At 40.3% G+C, this 21,276-nt stretch carries 17 protein-coding genes and 1 pseudogene; 11 read left to right on the forward strand and 7 right to left on the reverse strand.

The genetic code is table 11. From position 1 onward, the window contains the following. Positions 1 to 22 precede the first annotated feature (22 nt). A complete protein-coding gene (locus J500_RS08010; RefSeq protein ID WP_034699025.1) occupies positions 23 to 1,486 on the reverse strand; it encodes a hypothetical protein in 1,464 nt (487 codons plus the stop codon). Between the two features lie 133 nt (positions 1,487 to 1,619). Further along, positions 1,620 to 2,738 (reverse strand): aspartate-semialdehyde dehydrogenase, encoded by a 1,119-nt coding sequence (gene asd / locus J500_RS08015; RefSeq protein WP_004991406.1) that lies wholly within the window; start codon positions 2,736 to 2,738, stop codon positions 1,620 to 1,622. 176 nt (positions 2,739 to 2,914) lie between these two features. On the opposite strand from asd, the gene J500_RS08020 reads away from it, so the two are divergent. The 3 genes from J500_RS08020 to gltP all read left to right on the forward strand — a co-directional run bounded on the left by J500_RS08020 (position 2,915) and on the right by gltP (position 6,396). After that, positions 2,915 to 4,030, forward strand: a complete 1,116-nt coding sequence (locus tag J500_RS08020) for an endonuclease/exonuclease/phosphatase family protein (RefSeq protein WP_034699123.1) — start codon at positions 2,915 to 2,917, stop codon at positions 4,028 to 4,030. Positions 4,031 to 4,336: 306 nt separating this feature from the next. Further along, the gene (locus J500_RS08025) at positions 4,337 to 4,651 is read left to right on the forward strand and encodes a hypothetical protein (RefSeq protein ID WP_004994003.1); all 315 of its coding nucleotides are present in this window, start codon (positions 4,337 to 4,339) and stop codon (positions 4,649 to 4,651) included. 443 nt (positions 4,652 to 5,094) lie between these two features. Further along, positions 5,095 to 6,396 carry a glutamate/aspartate:proton symporter GltP gene (gltP, locus tag J500_RS08030; RefSeq protein WP_004994002.1) on the forward strand — a complete coding sequence of 434 codons (1,302 nt, stop codon included), beginning with the start codon at positions 5,095 to 5,097 and terminating at the stop codon, positions 6,394 to 6,396. Positions 6,397 to 6,446: 50 nt separating this feature from the next. On the opposite strand, the gene J500_RS08035 is transcribed toward gltP, so the two are convergent. The 5 genes and pseudogenes from J500_RS08035 to J500_RS08055 form a co-directional block, all read right to left on the reverse strand. Continuing rightward, positions 6,447 to 7,562 (reverse strand): glycosyltransferase family 4 protein, encoded by a 1,116-nt coding sequence (locus tag J500_RS08035; protein WP_004994000.1) that lies wholly within the window; start codon positions 7,560 to 7,562, stop codon positions 6,447 to 6,449. 32 nt (positions 7,563 to 7,594) lie between these two features. Beyond that, a complete protein-coding gene (locus J500_RS08040) occupies positions 7,595 to 8,530 on the reverse strand; it encodes a hypothetical protein (RefSeq protein ID WP_004993998.1) in 936 nt (311 codons plus the stop codon). A 220-nt stretch (positions 8,531 to 8,750) separates the two neighbouring features. Further along, positions 8,751 to 10,493, reverse strand: a complete 1,743-nt coding sequence (gene ggt, locus J500_RS08045) for a gamma-glutamyltransferase (RefSeq protein ID WP_034699031.1) — start codon at positions 10,491 to 10,493, stop codon at positions 8,751 to 8,753. A gap of 223 nt (positions 10,494 to 10,716) precedes the next feature. Continuing rightward, positions 10,717 to 11,009: pseudogene (locus tag J500_RS08050) on the reverse strand (LysE family translocator); the annotation flags it as partial. Between the two features lie 54 nt (positions 11,010 to 11,063). Next, positions 11,064 to 12,968: an ATP-binding cassette domain-containing protein gene (locus tag J500_RS08055; protein WP_004993994.1), complete on the reverse strand. Its 1,905-nt coding sequence runs from the start codon at positions 12,966 to 12,968 to the stop codon at positions 11,064 to 11,066. Positions 12,969 to 13,002: 34 nt separating this feature from the next. Here J500_RS08055 and J500_RS08060 point away from each other — a divergent pair, with 34 nt between their 5' ends. The 8 genes from J500_RS08060 (at position 13,003) to J500_RS08095 (ending at position 21,240) form a co-directional block, all read left to right on the forward strand. After that, positions 13,003 to 13,248: a SlyX family protein gene (locus J500_RS08060; protein ID WP_004991383.1), complete on the forward strand. Its 246-nt coding sequence runs from the start codon at positions 13,003 to 13,005 to the stop codon at positions 13,246 to 13,248. A gap of 46 nt (positions 13,249 to 13,294) precedes the next feature. Next, positions 13,295 to 14,311 (forward strand): hypothetical protein, encoded by a 1,017-nt coding sequence (locus J500_RS08065; protein ID WP_004991382.1) that lies wholly within the window; start codon positions 13,295 to 13,297, stop codon positions 14,309 to 14,311. Between the two features lie 92 nt (positions 14,312 to 14,403). After that, positions 14,404 to 14,853, forward strand: coding sequence for a hypothetical protein (locus tag J500_RS08070; protein WP_004991379.1), 450 nt, complete (start codon positions 14,404 to 14,406; stop codon positions 14,851 to 14,853). 33 nt (positions 14,854 to 14,886) lie between these two features. Beyond that, positions 14,887 to 17,532, forward strand: a complete 2,646-nt coding sequence (gene topA, locus J500_RS08075) for a type I DNA topoisomerase (protein ID WP_004991376.1) — start codon at positions 14,887 to 14,889, stop codon at positions 17,530 to 17,532. Positions 17,533 to 17,608: 76 nt separating this feature from the next. Continuing rightward, positions 17,609 to 18,571, forward strand: coding sequence for an NYN domain-containing protein (locus tag J500_RS08080; protein WP_004991375.1), 963 nt, complete (start codon positions 17,609 to 17,611; stop codon positions 18,569 to 18,571). A gap of 14 nt (positions 18,572 to 18,585) precedes the next feature. Further along, complete coding sequence (locus J500_RS08085) at positions 18,586 to 19,365, forward strand: hypothetical protein (protein WP_034699035.1); 780 nt, start codon at positions 18,586 to 18,588, stop codon at positions 19,363 to 19,365. A 228-nt stretch (positions 19,366 to 19,593) separates the two neighbouring features. Further along, positions 19,594 to 20,520, forward strand: coding sequence for a sensor domain-containing diguanylate cyclase (locus J500_RS08090; protein WP_005001352.1), 927 nt, complete (start codon positions 19,594 to 19,596; stop codon positions 20,518 to 20,520). A gap of 147 nt (positions 20,521 to 20,667) precedes the next feature. Further along, entirely contained in the window at positions 20,668 to 21,240 is a 573-nt protein-coding gene (locus J500_RS08095; RefSeq protein ID WP_034699038.1) for an HdeD family acid-resistance protein, read from the forward strand. Positions 21,241 to 21,276: the final 36 nt, after the last annotated feature.

The following is a 21,276-nucleotide window of genomic DNA, read 5'->3' on the forward strand; positions in this document are numbered from 1 at the left end:
TTAAATATCTATGCGTTTGACTTTAACGAACTGACTTTTTTGCATTTTCTCGCTCTTTTAGCTGTTGCTGTAATTGTGCCAGACGTGCATTTAAAAGCTGGATTCTTTGATCCTTTTGTCTCAGAGCCAGTTCCATTTCAGTGACGCTTTGCTGTAATTTAACGGTTTTTTCTCGTGCTGTCATAACTTTTAATGACAACTCGGCAGTGCTTTTATCTTGTTTTGTGCTGTGTTTTGCACTTACTTGTGTAGAATCTTGTTCATTGTCTGCAACTAAGTTCATTTCAGCCTGATTGAGGCGATATTTTGCTCGTCCTGATGCTTGAGTCGAACTCGGCGCAGTTTTGACGGTAGCGGTTTTTTGTGGGCTCTGATCGACTGCCGCAGATAAGTTAAGTGCAACCCCCTGTCTTAAACGGTTGACATCACCCTGAATAAACGCGTGACTATTTTGTGCTTTGATTTGTTGCATGACCTGTGCAATAGGTTGATTGGTTTGAGTCGCAATTCGATTTGCAATACTCCATAACGATTCATTACGTTGTACAACATGTTGATTTTCACCAGATGTACGAGTTTCAGATGCTGTTTTTTCCTTCACTTTTGCAGTCTGATTTTTGGTCTTTATTTTTTCTATATTAGGCTCAGGTACTTTCGTTGGCGAGGCAGATTTTACCTGTTCTTTCGCGGTTTTTTCAGGGCTTTGTTTAGCGACTTGAGCAGAAGAGACTACAGTTTGTGCATGATTAGAAGGAGCGATTGCTGCTAACTCATCAGAGGGTTTGACTGTTTCTTTCATATTGGAATGAGAGGGCGGTGTTGCACGGTCTGTAGACTGCTGTATGTTTGTCTCCGTGGCTGCTGTAGTTGTCGTATTTGTTTGTAGGGTGGGTGGAGGAGTCGTGTTGATAGCCAAGACTTGTGAGCGATTTAAACTAGGCTCTGTTGTTGAGTTTGACGTACTTTGTATCGTATTGACGCTTTGCGAAGTACTGGCAACGTTGTATTGCGTACTTTCAGGTAAATTCAACGCAATATCCTTTTCACTCACAATAAATTTGGGTGTAAGTGGTTTTTCATTGGCTGTTTGAAGTGCTGGTACAGCTTTTCGATTAATCGACTGTTTGATGTGCTGTAATCGCGTACCATGACCTTCCTGAATTTTAAGTACAATATCCAGTTCGGGTTGGGTAAATGGGCGTGAAGATGTAATCACAATGACGCCCGTACCTTGCCCATTACGTCTTGCAAAAAAATTCAGTTGTGCAGACGGTTGAGATGCAATCCCCAAATCCATTAAGTCTTCTGGCGTTGCAAGACTGACCTGTAAATTGGACGATATATCGGCCTGACTGAAATTCATTTCAGCATAAAGCAAATCCCCAGGAGCAGACATAACTTGTAAAGGTTCAAGCGTGATCGCATGTATGGTCTGTGTCGCCAAAATAGTTAGAATCGCAATTTTTAATTTGTTATAGACAGTCATCTTGTTCCATGAAGCAGGAGTAAAGCGGTCACGTTATACAATACCGAGATGTTAACCGAATGTAAAACTTTTACAGAAGAAGTACATAAAAAAAGCCGATCAATCGATCGGCTCATGGGCTTAAATCGTGTATTTAAGCATTTTTATATTCAATCAGGATACGTAACATACGGCGTAAAGGTTCAGCGGCACCCCAAAGAAGTTGGTCACCGACAGTAAATGCGCCTAAATATTCTTTGCCCATATTTAGTTTGCGTAAACGACCCACTGGAACTGAAAGTGTTCCTGTTACAGCAACTGGGGTCAAATCAGTCATTGAAGCTTCACGTGTATTCGGCACGACTTTTGCCCATTCATTGGACTGACGAATCATAGCTTCGATTTCGTCCAGAGGAACGTCTTTGCGAAGCTTAATCGTGAGAGCCTGTGAATGACAACGCATTGCACCAATACGCACACAATGACCATCAATTGGAATAATTTGCGAATTACCTAAAATTTTGTTGGTTTCCGCCTGACCTTTCCATTCTTCTTTGGATTGACCATTTTCAAGCTGTTTGTCGATATAAGGAATCAATGAACCTGCCAATGGCACGCCAAAGTTGGCTTTAGGGAAGCCTTCGCCACGTTGCAATTCTGCTACATGGCTATCGATATCCAAAATGGCTGATTTAGGATCGTCCAGTAACTCTTTGGTATTGTTATATAAATAACCCATACCCGTGAGTAATTCGCGCATGTTTTGTGCACCTGCACCCGATGCTGCCTGATAAGTCATCGCACTCATCCATTCCACCAAATTGTTTTGGAAGAGTGAACCCAAGCCCATCAGCATAAGAGAAACCGTACAGTTCCCACCGACAAATGTTTTAGTGCCTTTGGCTAAACCATCTTTGATAACTTGCGCATTCACTGGATCAAGTACGATGATGGCATCATCTGCCATACGTAATGTTGATGCGGCATCAATCCAATAGCCATTCCAGCCTTCAGCTTTGAGTTTTGGAAAAACTTCAGAAGTATAGTCACCACCTTGACAGGTAATAATGACATCCATTTGTTTCAGACTCTTAATGTCTGAAGCATCCATAAGTGCTGGGGCAGTTTTACCACCAAATGAAGGGGCTTCACCACCTGCATTACTGGTAGAAAAGTAAAATGGCTCAAAATGAGCAAAATCATTTTCTTCAACCATACGTTGCATAAGGACGGAACCAACCATCCCGCGCCAACCGACCAGACCTACTTTCATGTCACTTTGCCTCGGTGCGTTAAAAAATGTAAAAGGGGCTTGAGTGTATCAAAAGCGACCACAACTGCAAGTATTATCCAATGAAAACATGCTCTTTATTGTGAGTAAATTTATGAATATGCTACACAGGAATCTTGAAGAATGAAAAATCAATAAAATCTAGGGTGGGTCAGGAATTGTTACTATTTATTGAAGTGTGTGCTGTAGTGGTGATTTGGCTGACATTCTGGTCACTTATTCCACGCGACGAATGGTGGATTCGAGGAGCAGATTTCCCCAGACTGCAAATTTTAGCTGTCGGTGTAGTGACTTTATTGTTTGTATTGTTTTGCGATGCGCCGTGGAATCTGCCTCGAGAATTGATCGTTATTGGTTTAATCGCGGCAATCGCGTATCAGCTAAAAATGGTATTGCCTTATACCTTTATCTGGAAGAAACAGGTCAAACAGGTGAAAGCCGAACAGTTCAATCCAGATCAGCAAATCTCGTTGTTAGTGTCCAATGTCTTAACACCGAATGATCAATATCATTTATTGATTGAGCAGATTCAAAAGTTAAAACCAGATCTGGTTCTGACTTTAGAGACTGATCAAACATGGCAAAATGAATTGAGTGTGATTGAAGCAGATTATCCGTATCGGGTTCCTGTGCCACTAGATAATTTATATGGTATGCATTTGTACAGCCGATTGCAGCTCAAAGATACTGAAGTCAAGTTTATCTTGAGTGATGAAATTCCATCGATTCATACCACGGTGATTTTACCCAGTGGTTTGGCCGTGCAACTTTATTGTCTGCATCCCAAACCACCAAGTCCAACAGAAGCGAAAGATTCAACTTTGCGCGATGCTGAGTTGCTAATGGTGGGCGATCAAATCAAGGATCTAGATGAAAGTTGTATTGTGATGGGTGATCTTAATGATGTGGCTTGGTCACGAACCACCCGTTTATTTCAGCGCATTAGTGGGTTGCTTGATCCACGAGTCGGGCGGCATTTCATTAATACCTTTCATGCCAACTATCCTTTGTTGCGCTGGTCTCTCGATCATATTTTCCATAGTACCGATTTTGCTTTAGTCAAAATGAATCGATTACCGAATATTGGATCAGATCACTTTCCTGTGTATGTCGTGTTACAAACAGGACGGATTTTTGAGCAAATTCAAGAAGAATTGCCAGAAACGCAAGATGATCATGAGGCCGCTCAGGACGCGATTCAGGAAGGGATTAGTAAAGCAGAGAAAGAGGAAAAAATCGTGACGGCTGACATCGCACAGGCTTATAAAAGTTAAGCTGCCACCACAATATCGGTGTAAGCAATTACTTACACTAAATGCGGTCTTGAGCGAATAGGCAGTCAAGTTCCCAGAAGGTATTCTATATCTATCAGCACAGGAATAGGGAATGGAATATCCCGACTATGGAAGACTAAGCTGAAGGATGAGCATCAAGGATTTGATGACGCTAGGGAAGCAACTCTTACAATAACAAAAAAGACTGAAAGCACAACCTCATTTGCCCGAGTTTTGCAGGATGCAGAACTCGGGTTATGATTTTTTTGATGTATCATTTTAATTGTTCAAATCTTTTCTAGACGTATGTATCACTCAAATTTTCAAGAATTTAAAATCTATATCGTCAATTTGATTGATTTGACACGCGATGCTTTGCATATTTATGCAGGTTTGTTGGTTTTTTTCTGCGTGGCTTTTTTAGATAAACGCCAATTAAAATCCATTTGGGCTTTATTTGCAGTGGTTTTGACTGCGATTGGCGCAGAATTGCTCGATGCCAGAGACGATTTGATTAACTATGGATATTGGCGGTTTGATGCAAGTTTGCACGATATTCTGAATACGATATTTTGGCCTTTGGTATTATGGCTTATCGCAAAATTTAAAATTTTGAAATAGAAAAATCTGAGATCATTTTTGAAGGTATTTGCCTGTTCTTTGTTCATTCATTTCTTTTGTTATCGCAGTATTGGTTTTTAAATAAACAAGTTTTGATTAATAAAACTACAGAATAAGTCTATTTTTTGATTTTTTATTTGAGTTTTGATCTATTTTTAAACGGTTAATTCTTGTTAACTATATAAAAGTTATAAATATATTTTTTATTAAAAGGGAGTTGGCTGATTTTCTGCTGGTTTAGTATTGTTAAATAATAAAATCTCTCTAGAATGTGCCGCTTATTTATCGCTCGTTGTCCGTAGAAACCCAAATCTTGAGCTGATGGGTCAAGGGCTAGACCTCATCTCGGATCGAAAAGGAATTTTACGAACGTATTGTTTGTTATAGAGCGCATCTACTCTCCTGTTCTTATATCGTGCTTTTTGAGCATAAAGGATTGTCTTATGAAGAACTTTAAAATTAGCCTTGCATGGCAAATTTTAATTGCTTTGATCCTTGGTGTGGTTGTCGGGGCTATTTTGCACAACCAACCTGAAATAAAAGACGCCGCGGTTAATAATGTGTTGAAACCTTTGGGTCAGATTTTTATTAGCTTGATTAAAATGATTGTGATTCCAATCGTTTTTTCTACGCTCATTTTGGGTATTGCAGGTGTTGGTACCACAAAAAGTCTGGGAAGACTTGGCTTTAAAACAATTTTGTATTTTGAAATCATTACCACGATTGCGATTATTGTCGGTTTAGTTGCCGCCAATATTTTCCAGCCAGGTGCTGGTGTGGATATGTCGGCGTTGGTGAAAACAGATATTTCTCAATATCAACATACTACGCAAGAAGTTGAATCGCATTCTCATGGCATTATTCAGACGATTTTATCGTTAATTCCAACGAATATTATTAGTTCTATGGCACATGGTGAAATGTTGCCTGTGATTTTCTTTGCAGTATTGTTCGGTATTGGTTTGTCATCATTACCAACCACCACTAAAGAGCCTTTGTTGCATGTATTCCATGCGGTCTCTGAAACCATGTTCCGTGTGACGCATATGATTATGAAATATGCACCAATCGGGGTATTTGGTCTCATTGCTGTCACGGTAGCGAATTTCGGTTTTACCTCTCTGATTCCTTTGGCGAAGCTGGTTGTTTTGGTATATGCCACTATTTTCTTTTTTGCTTTTGTCGTGTTAGGTCTTACTGCAAAATTGTGCGGTATTAATATCTTAACGTTGATGAGAATTCTCAAAGACGAATTGATTTTGGCGTATTCCACTGCCAGTTCAGAAACTGTTTTGCCGCGTATTATGCAAAAGATGGAAGCTTATGGGGCGCCGAAAGCGATTACCAGTTTCGTGATTCCGACTGGTTATTCATTTAATCTGGATGGTTCAACGCTGTATCAGAGTATTGCTGCCATCTTTATTGCACAGCTTTATGGGATTGATCTGTCTTTATATCAACAGGTGATTTTAGTGATTACCCTAATGATTACCTCTAAGGGAATCGCAGGGGTACCTGGTGTTTCTTTTGTCGTGTTATTGGCAACGCTAGGCAGTGTCGGCATTCCACTTGAAGGCTTGGCATTTATTGCGGGTGTTGACCGTATTTTAGATATGGCACGTACTGCACTGAATGTCGTAGGTAATGCGCTAGCGGTACTGGTGATTAGTAAGTGGGAAAAAGTCTACGATGTAGATAAAGCCAAAGCGTATGAAGCCAGTTTAAATCAGCCAGAAGCCAGTTAAGCATCTGTCGGTTGATACACCAAAGAAGGAAGCGCGAATGCTTCCTTTTTTTATTTGACTGTAGTTTGATTCAACATGTATTGATACAGTTGGATGGTTTCATTACACATCTCATCCAGACTAAATTGAGTGACGGGTTCAACCTGTTGGCGATGATCAATATGATGCTTCACACAATTAAGTAGTGCTTCGAGATCATCGACCTCAATCAGACCTTGCGGATAAAGCCGAGATAAGATTTCAGCAACACCGCCTCGATTCCAACCAATCACAGGCGTTCCAACTGATAACGCTTCTAGCGCAGTTCGCCCAAAAGTTTCAGCCTGATTGGATAAAGAGAGCACAATATCACTCAACGCGAGCCACTCACGAATTTCTGAAGTGTGTCCTACAAAAGTGATTTTATCGCGTAGACCACGATTTTGAATGGTCGCTTCGAGTTCATCCAGATAGGCTGCTTTTTTGGGATCCGCACCGCCCACCACAATCGCATGAATATTTGGATGCTCTGTCTGTAGGCGCTCCATCAACTCTATCAATGTTTCATGTCCTTTAAGACGAGTAATTCGTCCAGGCAAACAAATTAAAAATTTATTTTCCAGTTGTGGAAATAACGTGTATTGATGGTTGATCCATTGAGCAGAAGGTTGATAACCATGTGGAAATGCTTTTGGATCGATGCCGCGATAAATTCGAATAATGTCTTCTGGAGGGCAGTTTTTATAATGATCTGTAATGTATTTCACGACACTGTCAGAAACGGCAATGACTTTTTCAGCTTGAGTCATGATTGCACTATAACGATTGACTGAATAAAAACCGTGTACAGTACTGATCAGATGTGGTCGACGCTGTGCAGGAATGCCACGTAAGGCAAAATGCGTTAACCAGGCAGGTACGCGGGAACGAACATGGACAATATCGGGTTGGTGTTGTTCAATGAGTTTACGCAAAGGTCGAATTTGCCATAGGCTAGACAATGATTTTTTATGGATGGGGAGTGATATATGGCTAGAGCCTTCGGCTTCCAATTGTGGAACTAAACGTCCGCCATTGGATACGACCAGTGATTGATGACCTTGGCTAACCAAAGCATGTGCAATTTCAACTGTTCCGCGTTCAACGCCACCACTATTTAGTTCGGGAAGAAGCTGCATCACTTTCATGCTCAGGTCTCAACTTTTTTCATTTTTAAATATTAGTAAATTTTCTCGTATCCATCTGGACGAGTTTTAAAGCGGCGATGAAACCACATATATTGAGTCGGTGCAATACGAAGCTGATTTTCAATGATTTTATTGACACGGGTGGCATCATCAATTTCATTATCACTTGGCATATTTTCAACGGCTGCTTCAATTAAAACATGATATTTGGGATCACGAATATCACCGTGACGATAAAAATACAAAGGCACGGCGGCGGCTTTGGAAATTTTTAATAAGCGACGATGTGCAGTGACCGTTGCGGCGGGGACGCCAAAAAAAGGGGCCATAACGCCTTGTTTAAGGCCGAAATCCTGATCGGGACTATACCAGATGGCATCGGTATCTTTGAGTTTGCGAATAAGACCACGCATATCATCATGATCAATCTGATGTTTATAAATCGTGGCACGACAACGATAAATCAACATATCCAGTAGTGGGTTGTTTTGTGGTCGATAGACCACATCAGGCTCAAAATATTGCGAGCAAATATAGCCGCCAGCATCCAGCAAAGTGCTATGCGTTCCAAGTAATAACACACCCTGACCTTGAGCTTGTGCATGGGTGATATGTTCCAGACCTTCAATACTCGAGCGGCCTTTAAACCATTGCGGTGAATACCATGCGTTGAGCGTTTCAAACACGCCGAGCATCATATCGACAAAAACCTGTCGACCTTGGCATTCAACTTCTTGTTGAGACCATTCAGGAAAACAGACTTCAAGATTACGAATCGTGGTTTTGCGTCGTGACTTTAAATATTTCCAAGCTAAATGACCCATAGCTTGCGCCAAACGCCATTGAATGGCCCACGGCAAAATCGCAAGCAGCATTAAAAAAACAATCGCAATCCAAATGCCCCAATATTTTGGTAGCAAAAAAGACCATTGAAACTCGCCCGGTGTGTAGGGATTTTGTTGGCTCATCTTGTTCTGGATAAAGTTAAATATTAAAAAGTTTGGGGCAGTGTAACATGAACTGATTTTTAACTTACAGTTGAGAGTCGGAAGTATTCAAAATGGTACTTAAGAAGAAAAGCTTAAATCTAAAAATTATAATTTTAGTGGGGATCATCATTGCTCTAGATATGTATTTACCTTAAACACGACCCGTTTCTCAAAATAGGCCGTTTTGTTTATATTAGTTTTAATAACCAGCAGCAAGTCCATCACTACGTGGATCAGTTGCGGCACTAATCACGCCTGTTTTTCGATTAATTGCAATCGCACCAGCATGTCCCATGGTGTCAGTATAATCGTCTAGTATTTCAATAGGCTGACCACGGTCCTTGAGTGTCTTAGCGACATCGCTAGCAATACGCCCTTCAAGTTTTAAGGTATTTGATTCTGCACCCCAAGTGCGTCCATATAGCCAGCGTGGCGCAGCAACCGCTTCTTGTACACTCATGCCATAATCAATCACACGAGTAGCAATAGCAGCTTGAGTTTGTGGTTGTCCTTCACCGCCCATCGTGCCATAAATTAAAACAGGTTGTTGATTTTGATCCAACATCATTGCTGCATTTAAGGTATGGAATGTCCGCTTTTTCGGTTCTAAATGATTGACATGTTTGGGATCAAGCGAGAAAAAGCTACCTCGATTTTGTAACAGTACGCCTGTACCTTTGGCTACAACGGCAGAACCGAAATCATGATAAATACTCTGAATCAATGAAACGGCATTACCATCTTTATCAATCACACCCAGCCAAATGGTATCCCCTTTCGGTTCAAGTGGCGGGGTTTTACCTGCGGCTTTGCTCATATTAATGCGCTGTGCCTGATCTTTGCCATGTTGCTCTGAAAGTAAAAAATTAAGCGGAATTGGAGAAAATTTTGGATCGGTTAAATATTTATCCCGATCAATAAACGCTTCTTTGGTGGCTTCAACCAGTAAATGATAATAATCTGCTGAACCTTCAGGAATGGCACTAACATTGAAATTATTCAGGATATTCAGAATTTCTAAAGAGGCCATGCCCTGGGTGTTGGGGGGTAAATTATAGGCGGTATATTGTCGATATTTAACCGATAATGGATCCACCCAATCTGCGGTATGTTGCTTGAAGTCATTTAAGGTTAAAACACCGCCATTTGCCTGTAGATCTTGCACAATCGCTTTGGCAATCGAGCCTTGATAAAACTCTTTTGCACCTTTGGTCGCAATAGTATTTAGTGTTTTGGCTAAATCGGGTTGTTTAAATACCTCACCCACCTGATAAGGTGAACCATCAGCTTTAAGATAAACCCGTTTAAATTCATCGAAACGTTGTAAATTACGAGCAACTGAATCTTTGGTATCTGTATTAATTGCTTCCCAACGTGCTAAAGATGGTGTAACTGCAAAGCCTTGAGAGGCATACATGATGGGTTTATTAAATAAATCTTTCCACGCCAAACCTTTGTTGGTCGTCATGGAACCTGAGGCATATTGATAGGCTTGATCCCATCCTGAAACGATTCCAGGCACGGTGTTGGCGGCCAGATAACCTCGGCTTGGAATTTTTTCATAACCTTTGGATTTATAAAAATCGATGGTAACATTTTCTCCAGCGCGACCACTGGCATTTAAGGCACGAACCTGTTTAGTTTTGGCGTTATAAATCAGCCAGAAGTTATCCCCACCAATCTTATTCATCTGTGGATAAACAACTGCTAAAGTTGCAGCGGCAGAAATTGCAGCATCGACGGCATTTCCGCCTTTTTGTAAAGTCTCGACAGCTGCCTGTGTAGCTAAATAGTTTGGCGTAGTGACTGCGGCATTGGTCAGCATCGGATCAAGGCAGACTGATGCTGTATGACAATATTTGCCAGGAGATTGTTCAGCATAGATTGAACTATTGATCAGCGTTAAAAAAAGTGATGCAGTAAGAAAAGAGAGTTTATTCATCGTTACAATGACCTGAAAGGATTTTTTTCAGAATTGAAGTAGAAATAAATATGCCATTTTTACAATTGGTTATTTTTAATTTTTCCAAATTTAAGTTTTCATTAAGAGTATGTCTTTAACCAGCTTTTTTTATCTTTTTGAGGAAGTAGGTGTGCATAATTTGCCTTTATTTAGCTCAATCTAAAGTTTGAATAAATCAGATTATGCGTTTATACGCTGATATTTATTTTCGCTGCTCAAAAAGAATGCTTACAGCTCAGCATCGCTAAAACTATTTCCATCAACCATTGTTGTAACTTTACCCAAATAGGTTTTGGTTGTAAAAAACGCGATCGTTGCTGCCGAAAAAACGGTGATAGCATTGACTGACACACTGACAAAAAACTGGATCAGACCTAATTGAATAGATTGAAATAGGCTATTGCTATGTTGTGGATGAATAAATTGTGGTAGTAATGATAGATACATTATTGAAATTTTCAGATTGAGTAAGTTGGTAATAAATCCAGCATAAAAATTTTGACTAAAACCTCTCGATCTAAAACCAGATGAGAGGTTTCAATACAATGATTAATTCCCTTTACTTAAATTTTCCAGTTCATCCCAACGTTCCAGTTTTTCAAGCAATTGCTCTTCAATTTCGGCTAAACGCTGACTCGCCTGAGTGGCTGCTGCGGCATCTTGAACAAACCATGAACCGTCGGCAAGTTGATCAGATAAGGTGCTTTGCTCAGCTTCCAGTTTTTCAATCTCGGCAGGCAGTTGTTCCAATTCACGTTGGTCTTTAAAACTGAGTTTTACTTTTTTGCTAGGAGCAACAACTTTGTTGGCTTCTGCTTTGGCCTGCGCTTTTTTAACATCAGATTTTTGATCAACTACGGTTTGATTTGGACGTTGCAACAGATAGTCCTGATAACCGCCAACATATTCTTCGATACCGCCTTTACCATCAAATACCCAAGTTGAGGTCACAACATTATCCATAAAGGCACGGTCATGGCTAATCAACAGCAATGTGCCTTTATAATCTGCCAACATTTCCTCAAGAAGCTCTAAAGTCACCATATCCAGATCATTGGTTGGTTCGTCCATCACGATCAGATTTGATGGTTTAAGCAATAGTTTCGCCAATAAGACGCGATTACGTTCGCCACCAGACAGCGCTTTGACAGGGGTACGAGAACGTTCTGGTGAAAACAGAAAGTCTTGTAAATAGCTATAAATATGACGGCGTTGACCGTTTACATCGACAAAGTCCGAACCTTCCGAGACATTCGCCATCACAGATTTTTCGAGCTCAAGCTGATTGCGCAATTGGTCAAAATAAGCGACTTCAAGCTGGGTGCCTGTTTTCACTGTACCTGTGTGTTCAATTTCACCCAAAATCGCTTTGATCAGGGTGGTTTTGCCGACACCATTATCACCGACCAGACCAATACGGTCGCCACGTAATACCACCGCAGAGAAGTCGCGAATCAAGAGGTTGCTATCGTAACTAACACTAAGATTTTCAATATCAAAGACCAGCTTACCTGAACGCTGAGCATCCTGAACGCCCATATTGACTTTGCCTTGCTGGAAGCGACGGGCTTTGGATTCTTCACGCAAAGCTTTTAGGGCATGAACGCGGCCTTCATTACGGGTACGACGTGCTTTAATGCCTTGACGGATCCAGGCTTCTTCTTCTGCCAGTTTCTTTTCAAATAAGGCATTTTGTTTTTCTTCAGCTTCGAGTTGCTGTGCTTTTAAATCTAAATAACGTGAATAGTTGCCTTCATAGCTACGCAAGATCCCTCGATCCAGTTCCACAATACGGGTTGCCAAACGATCTACAAACGAACGGTCATGCGAGATAAACAATAAGGTTAAATTATTTTGCTCAAGTAAGAATTTTTCTAGCCATTCGATACTTTCAACATCCAAGTGGTTAGTCGGCTCATCAAGCAGTAAAATATCAGGTTGGGTCAGGAGTGCGCGTGCAAGTAATACGCGACGTTTACGACCACCTGATAGGTCTGCAAGATCTGCATCTGGATCAAGCCCCATTTTCCCTAAAATAGTATTAACCTTGTTTTCGAGTGCCCAACCATCTACTTGATCCAGTTTATGCTGTAAATGCCCCATTCGGTCACAAGCGTCCATATCGCCCAATACACAGGCATCACTGGCTTCATGATATGCTTTGAGCACAACAGCAGCTTCACCCGCGCCATCTGCGACAATATCGGCAACTTTGCCTGAATCCATGGGCACGTCTTGCGCCAACATCGAAACGGTGAGGCCATTTTGAATAGAAACTTCGCCGCGATCAGGTAATAAACTTCCCTCAATCAGCTTAAGTAAAGTAGACTTGCCTTCGCCATTACGACCGATCAAACACACTCGTTCGCCGCGCTCCAATACAAAGTTCGCGCCGTCGAGGAGGGCGGGTCCACCAAATGCCAGTTGGACATCCCTTAAAGTAATATAGGCCATAATGTTTTCCAAAATCCCAAATGAGGAGAGTTAAATGACTAAACCAACAGATTATGATGATCATGCGTCATTTTCCGCACCCATTGAAGATTTGCAAGTCCGAATTGCATTTTTAGACGATTTAGTTGATCAGCTCAATACGCAATTGGCAGTTCAGTCTAAAGAAATTGCTGATTTAAAAAAACAAATGCAGCTTTTGTATCAACGTGTTGAATCGGCAGATTTATCAGAAGGCATTGCACCATTTGACCCTTTAAGTAATAAACCACCGCATTACTAATGTGTATATCGTTTTTATTAAATATTGAAGCAAAGTGATTTGTACCATGAAAAATGTTGTTCTCATTGATCTTGAAAAAAATCCACTCCAAGCCAAAACGCTACGTGCTTACATTGAACATGATCAATTGGTTTATCTATTTAATTTAACGGGTCAATTTGACTATACTTTGGAAGATATGACCGAGCTTGCAGGTTGGGTGACTTCTGGCATGGTCATGATGTTGGATGTGCCTCCTATTTCCAAAAAAGAATTGGCTTATGCCATGCTCGCTGGACAATTACTGGCTTTAACCGAAGAACATATTGAAATTGAACTGATTTCGACTATGAGAGAGATTCATTTATTGATTGAAATTTTGCAAAATTCAGGGCGAAAGGTGGTATTACAAACAGCGTATAAAAACAATGATAAAACCGAATATCAGTTACCGACAGCGGCTAGTTTTCAGGCACAGCCGATGTTGCTGCAAGTCAAAAAATATTGCGATGCGCTGACCAATACGAAAGGTTTACCAGCAACTCTTGAAGGATTACACAATTCAATTGGCAATATTTTGCAGGTTTCAGACGAGCAAGTTTCACAGATGGTTGCCATGTTAATTAACTTAAAAATTATTCGACGTGACACTTCTCAATTGAGTTTCCGTAAGAAAATTTTAAAACAATGGATTAGTCTTGATTTAAATCAGCATGAAAACCGTAAAGCGAAACTTCCAACTCAAATGACTGAATCCGTCACAAAAGAAAAAAATTCAGTGCTAGCAATGCCACAAGTGGTGGTAGGTGATGTAGACACTATTATGCAATTTTTACAACAACAGCAACCTGTCGTAGAAGGCCCATTTCCCCCAGAGCTGGATGAATTGCAATGGCAAGTATTACAAAAACTGGATGAGCTTCAGCATGATCGTCCCAAAGATATTTTTAGTTTAAGAGATCGATTACAGGGCTGGTTTCCCAAAGCCGATATTCAAATGCTAATGAAATCTTTGCTGGATAAAGGCTATATTCAACTTGATGATGACCAGTTACATTATACTGCGCAAATGGTGATCCATTGATTTTGCATGATAAAAGTAGCATGAAGCATGAAAAACTTGCGTTTTATATTGAGCTTATGCAAATCTAATAATAGAACACGATAGGGTTAGGTATGGAACATTTAGGTTTATGGGTGACGATCATTATCGTCGTTTTTGTTTTAGGCTCAATTTTTGGCTTGCGTGTCAGTCCACGTGAAAAAGCTTTAGGATTGATGCGAGACAAAGCACGTAAGATGGGGTTACACCCGCGCTTGGTTGCGGCACCTGAATGGACAAAAATCCCGAAAGCCACTGAGAACCGTGCCAGTATGGTCGCTTATTATAGTGTTCTTATTCCAGAGGCTCGATTACCATTAATGCGCGCTCGTGTCGTGGATGGTCATCTCAATGTGATTGAAGGAGATCAGAAATTTAATGATTCTCCCATTGCATTAAAAGGGATTTATGCTATTGATATGCAGGCAAACTGTGTGGGCTTGTATTGGGATGAAGAAACGGATCTTAAAGCCACACAACTTGAAGACATGAAAGCGTATTTATTACAACTCGCTACGGTCTAACTCTTTATTTACCAACAGGAATAACAGTTTATTATGGCGAATGCCCCTCGATCCACAAGCAAAAAAAGCACGGCAGCATCTTCTGAGTCTGCTGCAAACAAACGTGCCTTAGTGATTGTGGAGTCGCCTGCAAAAGCGAAAACCATCAACAAATATTTAGGTTCACAATACATTGTGAAGTCTTCGGTGGGTCACGTGCGTGATTTACCGACAGGTGGTTCAGCCAAATCCAGTGAAAAAAAACCAGCAACACGTGCCAAACTGACTGCCGAAGAAAAAGAGCAAAAAGCACAAACGGCACTGATTAATCGTATGGGCGTAGATCCTGAACATGACTGGAAAGCACATTATGAAGTGCTACCAGGCAAGGAACACGTAGTTGCAGAGCTTAAAAAACTGGCTTCTCAGGTCGATGAAGTTTATCTCGCAACGGACTTGGACCGTGAAGGAGAAGCCATTGCTTGGCATTTAAAAGAGGTGATTGGCGGTGATGACAGTCGTTATCAACGTGTGGTGTTTAATGAAATCACTAAAAATGCCATTCAGGAAGCTTTTAAGCATCCTTCACGTCTCGATACCAATAAAGTCAATGCACAACAGGCACGTCGTTTTCTAGATCGTGTCGTAGGCTTTATGATTTCTCCACTCCTTTGGGAAAAAATCGCCCGTGGTTTATCAGCAGGACGTGTTCAATCGGTAGCCGTTAAATTGGTGGTTGAGCGTGAACGTGAAATTCGTGCTTTTATACCTGAAGAATACTGGCAGATTTTTGCGGACACCACTTCGAAAAAAGATGACATTCGTCTGGAAGCCTTTAAGCAAGCGGGAAAAACCTTAAAGCTACGCAATAAAGCTGAAACAGATGCAGTTCTTCATCTTCTGAAAGATGCAGAATATAAAGTCGCGCAGCGTGAAGATAAGCCAACCAAGGTTAATCCAAGTGCGCCGTATATTACGTCGACCTTGCAACAAGCAGCGAGTACTCGTCTTGGCTTTTCAGTGAAAAAGACCATGATGTTGGCACAACGTCTGTATGAAGGCGGCTTTATCACGTATATGCGTACCGACTCCACTTTTTTAAGTGATGATGCGGTGAATATGGTACGCGATCATATTCAGCAAAATTTTGGCGATAAATATGTTCCTGCCAAGCCAAACCGTTATGGGAATAAAGCGGGTGCGCAAGAGGCGCATGAGGCGATTCGACCTTCAAGTGTCGCGCTAACAGGAGATCAACTTGCAGGAATGGAGCGAGATGCACAGCGGTTATATGATTTGATTTGGCGACAATTTGTTGCTTGTCAAATGACACCTGCTGAATATTTATCTTCAACCCTGACGGTAGAAGCCAACAATGTCGAGTTACGTGCCAAAGGACGTACTTTGGTATTTGATGGTTTCACCAGAGTTCGTGGTGCCAATAAATCGGATGATGATGTATTACTCCCAGCAGTAAAAGTGGGTGAAATTCTTAAGCTTGAAAAGCTTGATCCAAGTCAGCATTTTACCAAACCCCCTGCACGATTTACCGAAGCCTCACTGGTCAAAGAACTTGAAAAACGCGGAATTGGTCGTCCATCGACTTATGCTGCGATTATTTCAACCATTCAAGATCGTGGTTATGTGAAACTGGAAAATCGTCGCCTATTTGCTGAAAAAATGGGTGAAATTGTCACCGATCGTCTGGATGAAAGCTTTAATAATCTGATGAATTATGCTTTTACCGCAGATCTGGAAGGTCAACTTGACCGTGTGGCAACAGGAGATCGTAATTGGAAAGAGTTGCTCGATAGTTTTTACGGTGACTTTAAAAATCGTTTAAATACCGCGGCTAGTGCAGAAGGTATGCGCCGTAATCAACCTGTTGAAGTTCCTAGTGTTGCCTGTCAGTTATGTGGACGACCCATGCAGATTCGTACAGGTACTACAGGCGTATTTTTAGGTTGTTCTGGCTATAATCTTCCACCAAAAGAACGTTGTAAAGGCACCCTGAATCTGACACCAGTCGAATCATTAGCTGCCTTTTCCGATGATGATTCGGCGGAAACTGCTGATCTGATGTCTAAGCATCGCTGTGCAAAATGTGGTACCGCGATGGATAGTTATGTGATTGATGGCGGTCGCAAATTACATGTTTGTGGTAATAATCCAGACTGTGATGGCTATGAAGTCGAAGAAGGCGAATTCAAAATCAAGGGCTATGATGGTCCAACCATTCCATGTGACAAATGTGATGGTGAAATGCAATTAAAGACAGGCCGCTTTGGCCCATACTTTGCCTGTACCAGTTGTGACAATACACGTAAAGTTTTGAAAAATGGACAACCTGCACCACCGCGTGTTGATCCGATTAAAATGGAACACTTGCGTTCGACTAAACATGATGATTATTTTGTGTTGCGTGATGGAGCAGCAGGTTTGTTTCTAGCAGCCAGCAAGTTCCCGAAAATTCGTGAAACTCGTGCGCCGAAAGTTGCAGAACTACGTACTGTTGCAGATCAACTTGATCCAAAGTATCAATATTTGCTTCAAGCTCCTGATGTTGATCCAGAAGGTAATCCGACGTTGATCAAGTTTAGCCGTAAAAATCAGGCACAATACATTGGTTCTGAGACGCCAGAAGGTAAACAGACTAAATGGAGTCTGCTGTATCAAGATGGGAAATGGGCTGAGGCTTAAATAGTCAATAAATGAGTGATAAAGGCGAATAAAATTCGCCTTTATCATATCTAAAGTAAAATATTCTGAGATAGAAATGGACATTAAAATAAAAAAATTAGCGGTTCTAATTGATGCTGATAATTCTTCAGTGAATTCTATAGAGTCGATTCTTGAGGAAGTTGCCAAATATGGTATTGCGAGCGTAAAGCGGGTATATGGAGATTGGAGTAGTGAGTCTTTAAAAAAATGGCGCGATGTTTTGCTTCCGCATGCCATTACACCTGTCCAGCAGTTTGCCTATACATCTGGCAAAGATGCTACAGACATGATTTTAATTATTGATGCAATGGATTTGCTCTATGGGGGGGCTTTAGATGGATTCTGTATCGTATCAAGTGACAGTGACTTTACTCCACTGGCTTCCAGAATCAGAGAAAGCGGCCTAACCGTTTATGGTTTTGGTCGTAACAAAACACCCGAAGCATTTCGTAAAGCCTGTGATAAGTTTATCTATGTCGAAAATCTTATTTTGAATGACGCTAAGCAAGAGGACAATTTAGTAAAAAAAGAGGATATTAAAGATATTAAACAAGGAACTGATGAAAAAGTAGTAATTAAACATCAAATTGACGTAGCGACATTAAATCTTATTTATAAAGCAGTAAAAGATAATTCTGATGATAGTGGTTGGGCATATTTAGGAACAGTAGGAACTTATATTTCAACTGTTAAGCCAGATTTTGATACTCGGAATTATGGATATGCAAAACTATCCGGTTTAATACAAGCTTTGGATTTATTTGAAACTAAGATGCAAGGCAGCCAAATGTATTTAAGAAAACGTAGTTTTAGCACTTTTGTGAAATTCGTACAGAAAGCCATTGCTCAACATGCAGATATTCATGGGTGGGCTAAGATTTCTAGTCTTGTAAAAATTCTTGAAACTTCTGACTTTAATATTAGAAATTATGAAGAAGCTATAAAGTCCATTCATAGTGGATGGATCGTATTCTCTGAAAAAAATGATAAAGTAAAAGTCGCTAGGCTAATGCCATAGTTTCAAGGATATGTATGGCATCACCCAAAAAAGCTTCATTTTGGATAAATATTCGTATCGCCATCTTACTCTTGATTTTATTGGTGGTGCTAATCAATAACTGGCGTGACCAGAATCAAAACTGGAATCGGCCAATTGTGGTGTTATTGCACCCAGTGAATGCAGATGGTCACGCCTCTACATCACAATATATCCAACAACTCCAGTTGAGCCAGTTTGTCGAAGTAAAAAGCTATTTAGAACAACAGTCTGCCAATTATCGACAGCCCATTTTCGTGATCATGAAACTGGGGCGAACCTTAACTGCTAAACCACCACGAGTTCCTGAAGAATCATCCATTTTAAACGTCATGTGGTGGAGTCTCAAATTTAGGTTTTATGCGTGGCAACAACGAAAATCTGACGATCAGCATGCATCTGTGACCTTATATCTGAACTATTATGATCCTCAATACATCAATCAACTTAAGCATTCCACTGCTTTGGAAAAAGGACGAATTGGATCAGTTAATTTATTTGCATCAAAAAAACAAGATTCACAAAATAATATTGTCCTGACACATGAATTACTACATGCATTTGGAGCAACAGATAAGTACGATTTACAAACAGGGCAACCGATTTATCCAATCGGTTATGCTAAGCCTGAACAGCAACCTCGCTATCCGCAAAAACAGGCTGAACTAATGGCGGGGGAAATTCCTGTTTCAGATCATGAAAATAAAATGCCTGAACACTTAAACCAAACCATATTGAATCATTTAACTGCTCAAGAAGTGGGTTGGTTAAAATAGATGAAACTTTTTGTCTAATTAAAAGATTAAAAACATTATTTTTCATTTTATTTTTACATAAATTGATGTTTTTAAATAGATATTGACATTTATACTGAAAGACTGATAATTTGAATAAATAAATAAATAAATAAATAACTTGTGATCTAAATCACATTTAAAACAAAATCAATATCCATATATTTAACCAAGAATCATCCATTTTCAAAACAGACATCTGGGGCAGATATGATCGATTGTCAAGACTATCAATTTTATAAAACCTTATTGGAATCCACCCGTGCTATCCCGTGGAAAATTGATTGGCGAACCAAAGAGTTCAGCTATATTGGGCCACAAATTGAAAGCGTTTTGGGATGGCCTCAAGATAGTTGGAAAACTGCACAGGACTGGATAGATCGCATTCATGAAGAAGACCGTGAAAAAACGGTATCTTATTGTGTCAATCTCTCCAATCAGGGTACAGATCATGAAGCAGATTATCGCGCGTTAACGCCAAGTGGTGACTACATCTGGATTCGGGATGTGGTTTATGCCGAGATAGAGGAAGGGGAAACTGTCGCGATTATTGGTTTTATGTTCGATATTTCTGAACGTAAAAAATTGGAGCTGGAACTAGAATCACTGAATCAAAAAAATCAGCAGTTGCTATTACTAGATGCATTGACAGGTGTTGCTAATCGCAAAGCCTTAAGTGAACAAATTGAATATGAATTTAGTCGTTCACTCCGTTACCAGCGTCCTTTGTCAGTCTTATTTATCGATGTCGATTTTTTTAAGGATTATAATGATCGTTATGGCCATCTTCAGGGCGATGTGTGCCTTATCACGATTGCAGGTCAGTTGAGGAGTATGTTTAGTCGTGCTTCTGATTTTGTAGCGCGCTTTGGTGGGGAAGAGTTTGTGATTCTTCTACCTGAAACCTGTTTACAAGATGCGATTCAAATGGCTGAAAAATGTCGATGTCAGATTTTTGAACTGAATATTCCGTGTAAAGCAGAAAATATTTTTTCCAAAGTTACGGTGAGTATTGGTGTAAATACACTGGATACAGAAAAAAATTATCTAGATGCGACTACTTTTTTAAAGTCGGCAGATGAACTGCTGTATTTGGCAAAATCTCAAGGACGTAATCAGGTGCAATTTCTTCAATAACGACTAACTTTGACTTAGTTGCTGAATTTTTTGTGGATAACATTGATTTTATCCACAAAAAAGTGCGATTTGAATGCAGTTTTTATACAGACAAATGCTTGAAATTTACTCAATATAACTATGTATTCATTATAACGAGACTAAATTATGAAAACAGTGGGTAATGACTTAATTCGAAACGAGCTGCATCAACAACGAAAATGGTATCTTTTATTTGGCATTCTATTGATCATTTTTGGGATCATTTTACTGGGTTCACTTTCTATCGCGACTTTCTCTGTCATTTTGCTGTTTGGCGCATTGATGATGATTGGTGGTGTGTTGCATCTTATTGCGGCATTTAAATTTTTTGAAGGTGGTAGCCGCTGGCTTTGGGCATTATTTGGCGTATTGTATCTATTGGCGGGTTATTATGCGTTTAAAACCCCAGTAACGACAGCGATTGTTCTGACGAGCTTGCTGGCTATATTTCTGGTTATCGCTGGAATCTTTCGCACGGTCAACGCCTTTGTTTTGAAACCAATCCCAGGTTGGGGCTGGACATTATTTTCAGGAATTTTGACTTTTGTAACAGGCGTACTGATTTTAATATCACCTGATGCGCCATTTTGGGTGCTTGGCTTATTTTTAGCAGTCGATATTCTGTTTCAAGGGATTAACTATTTGACTTTGGCTTCTGCGATCAAGCACTTACCAAATAGTTCATCTACAGCAGCTTGAGTTTGATGAAAACCAACGAAAAGACAGATGTAAGCG

Origin of the sequence: Acinetobacter sp. 479375 (assembly GCF_000581715.1) — a bacterium.
Classification (GTDB): Bacteria; Pseudomonadota; Gammaproteobacteria; order Pseudomonadales; family Moraxellaceae; genus Acinetobacter; species Acinetobacter ursingii.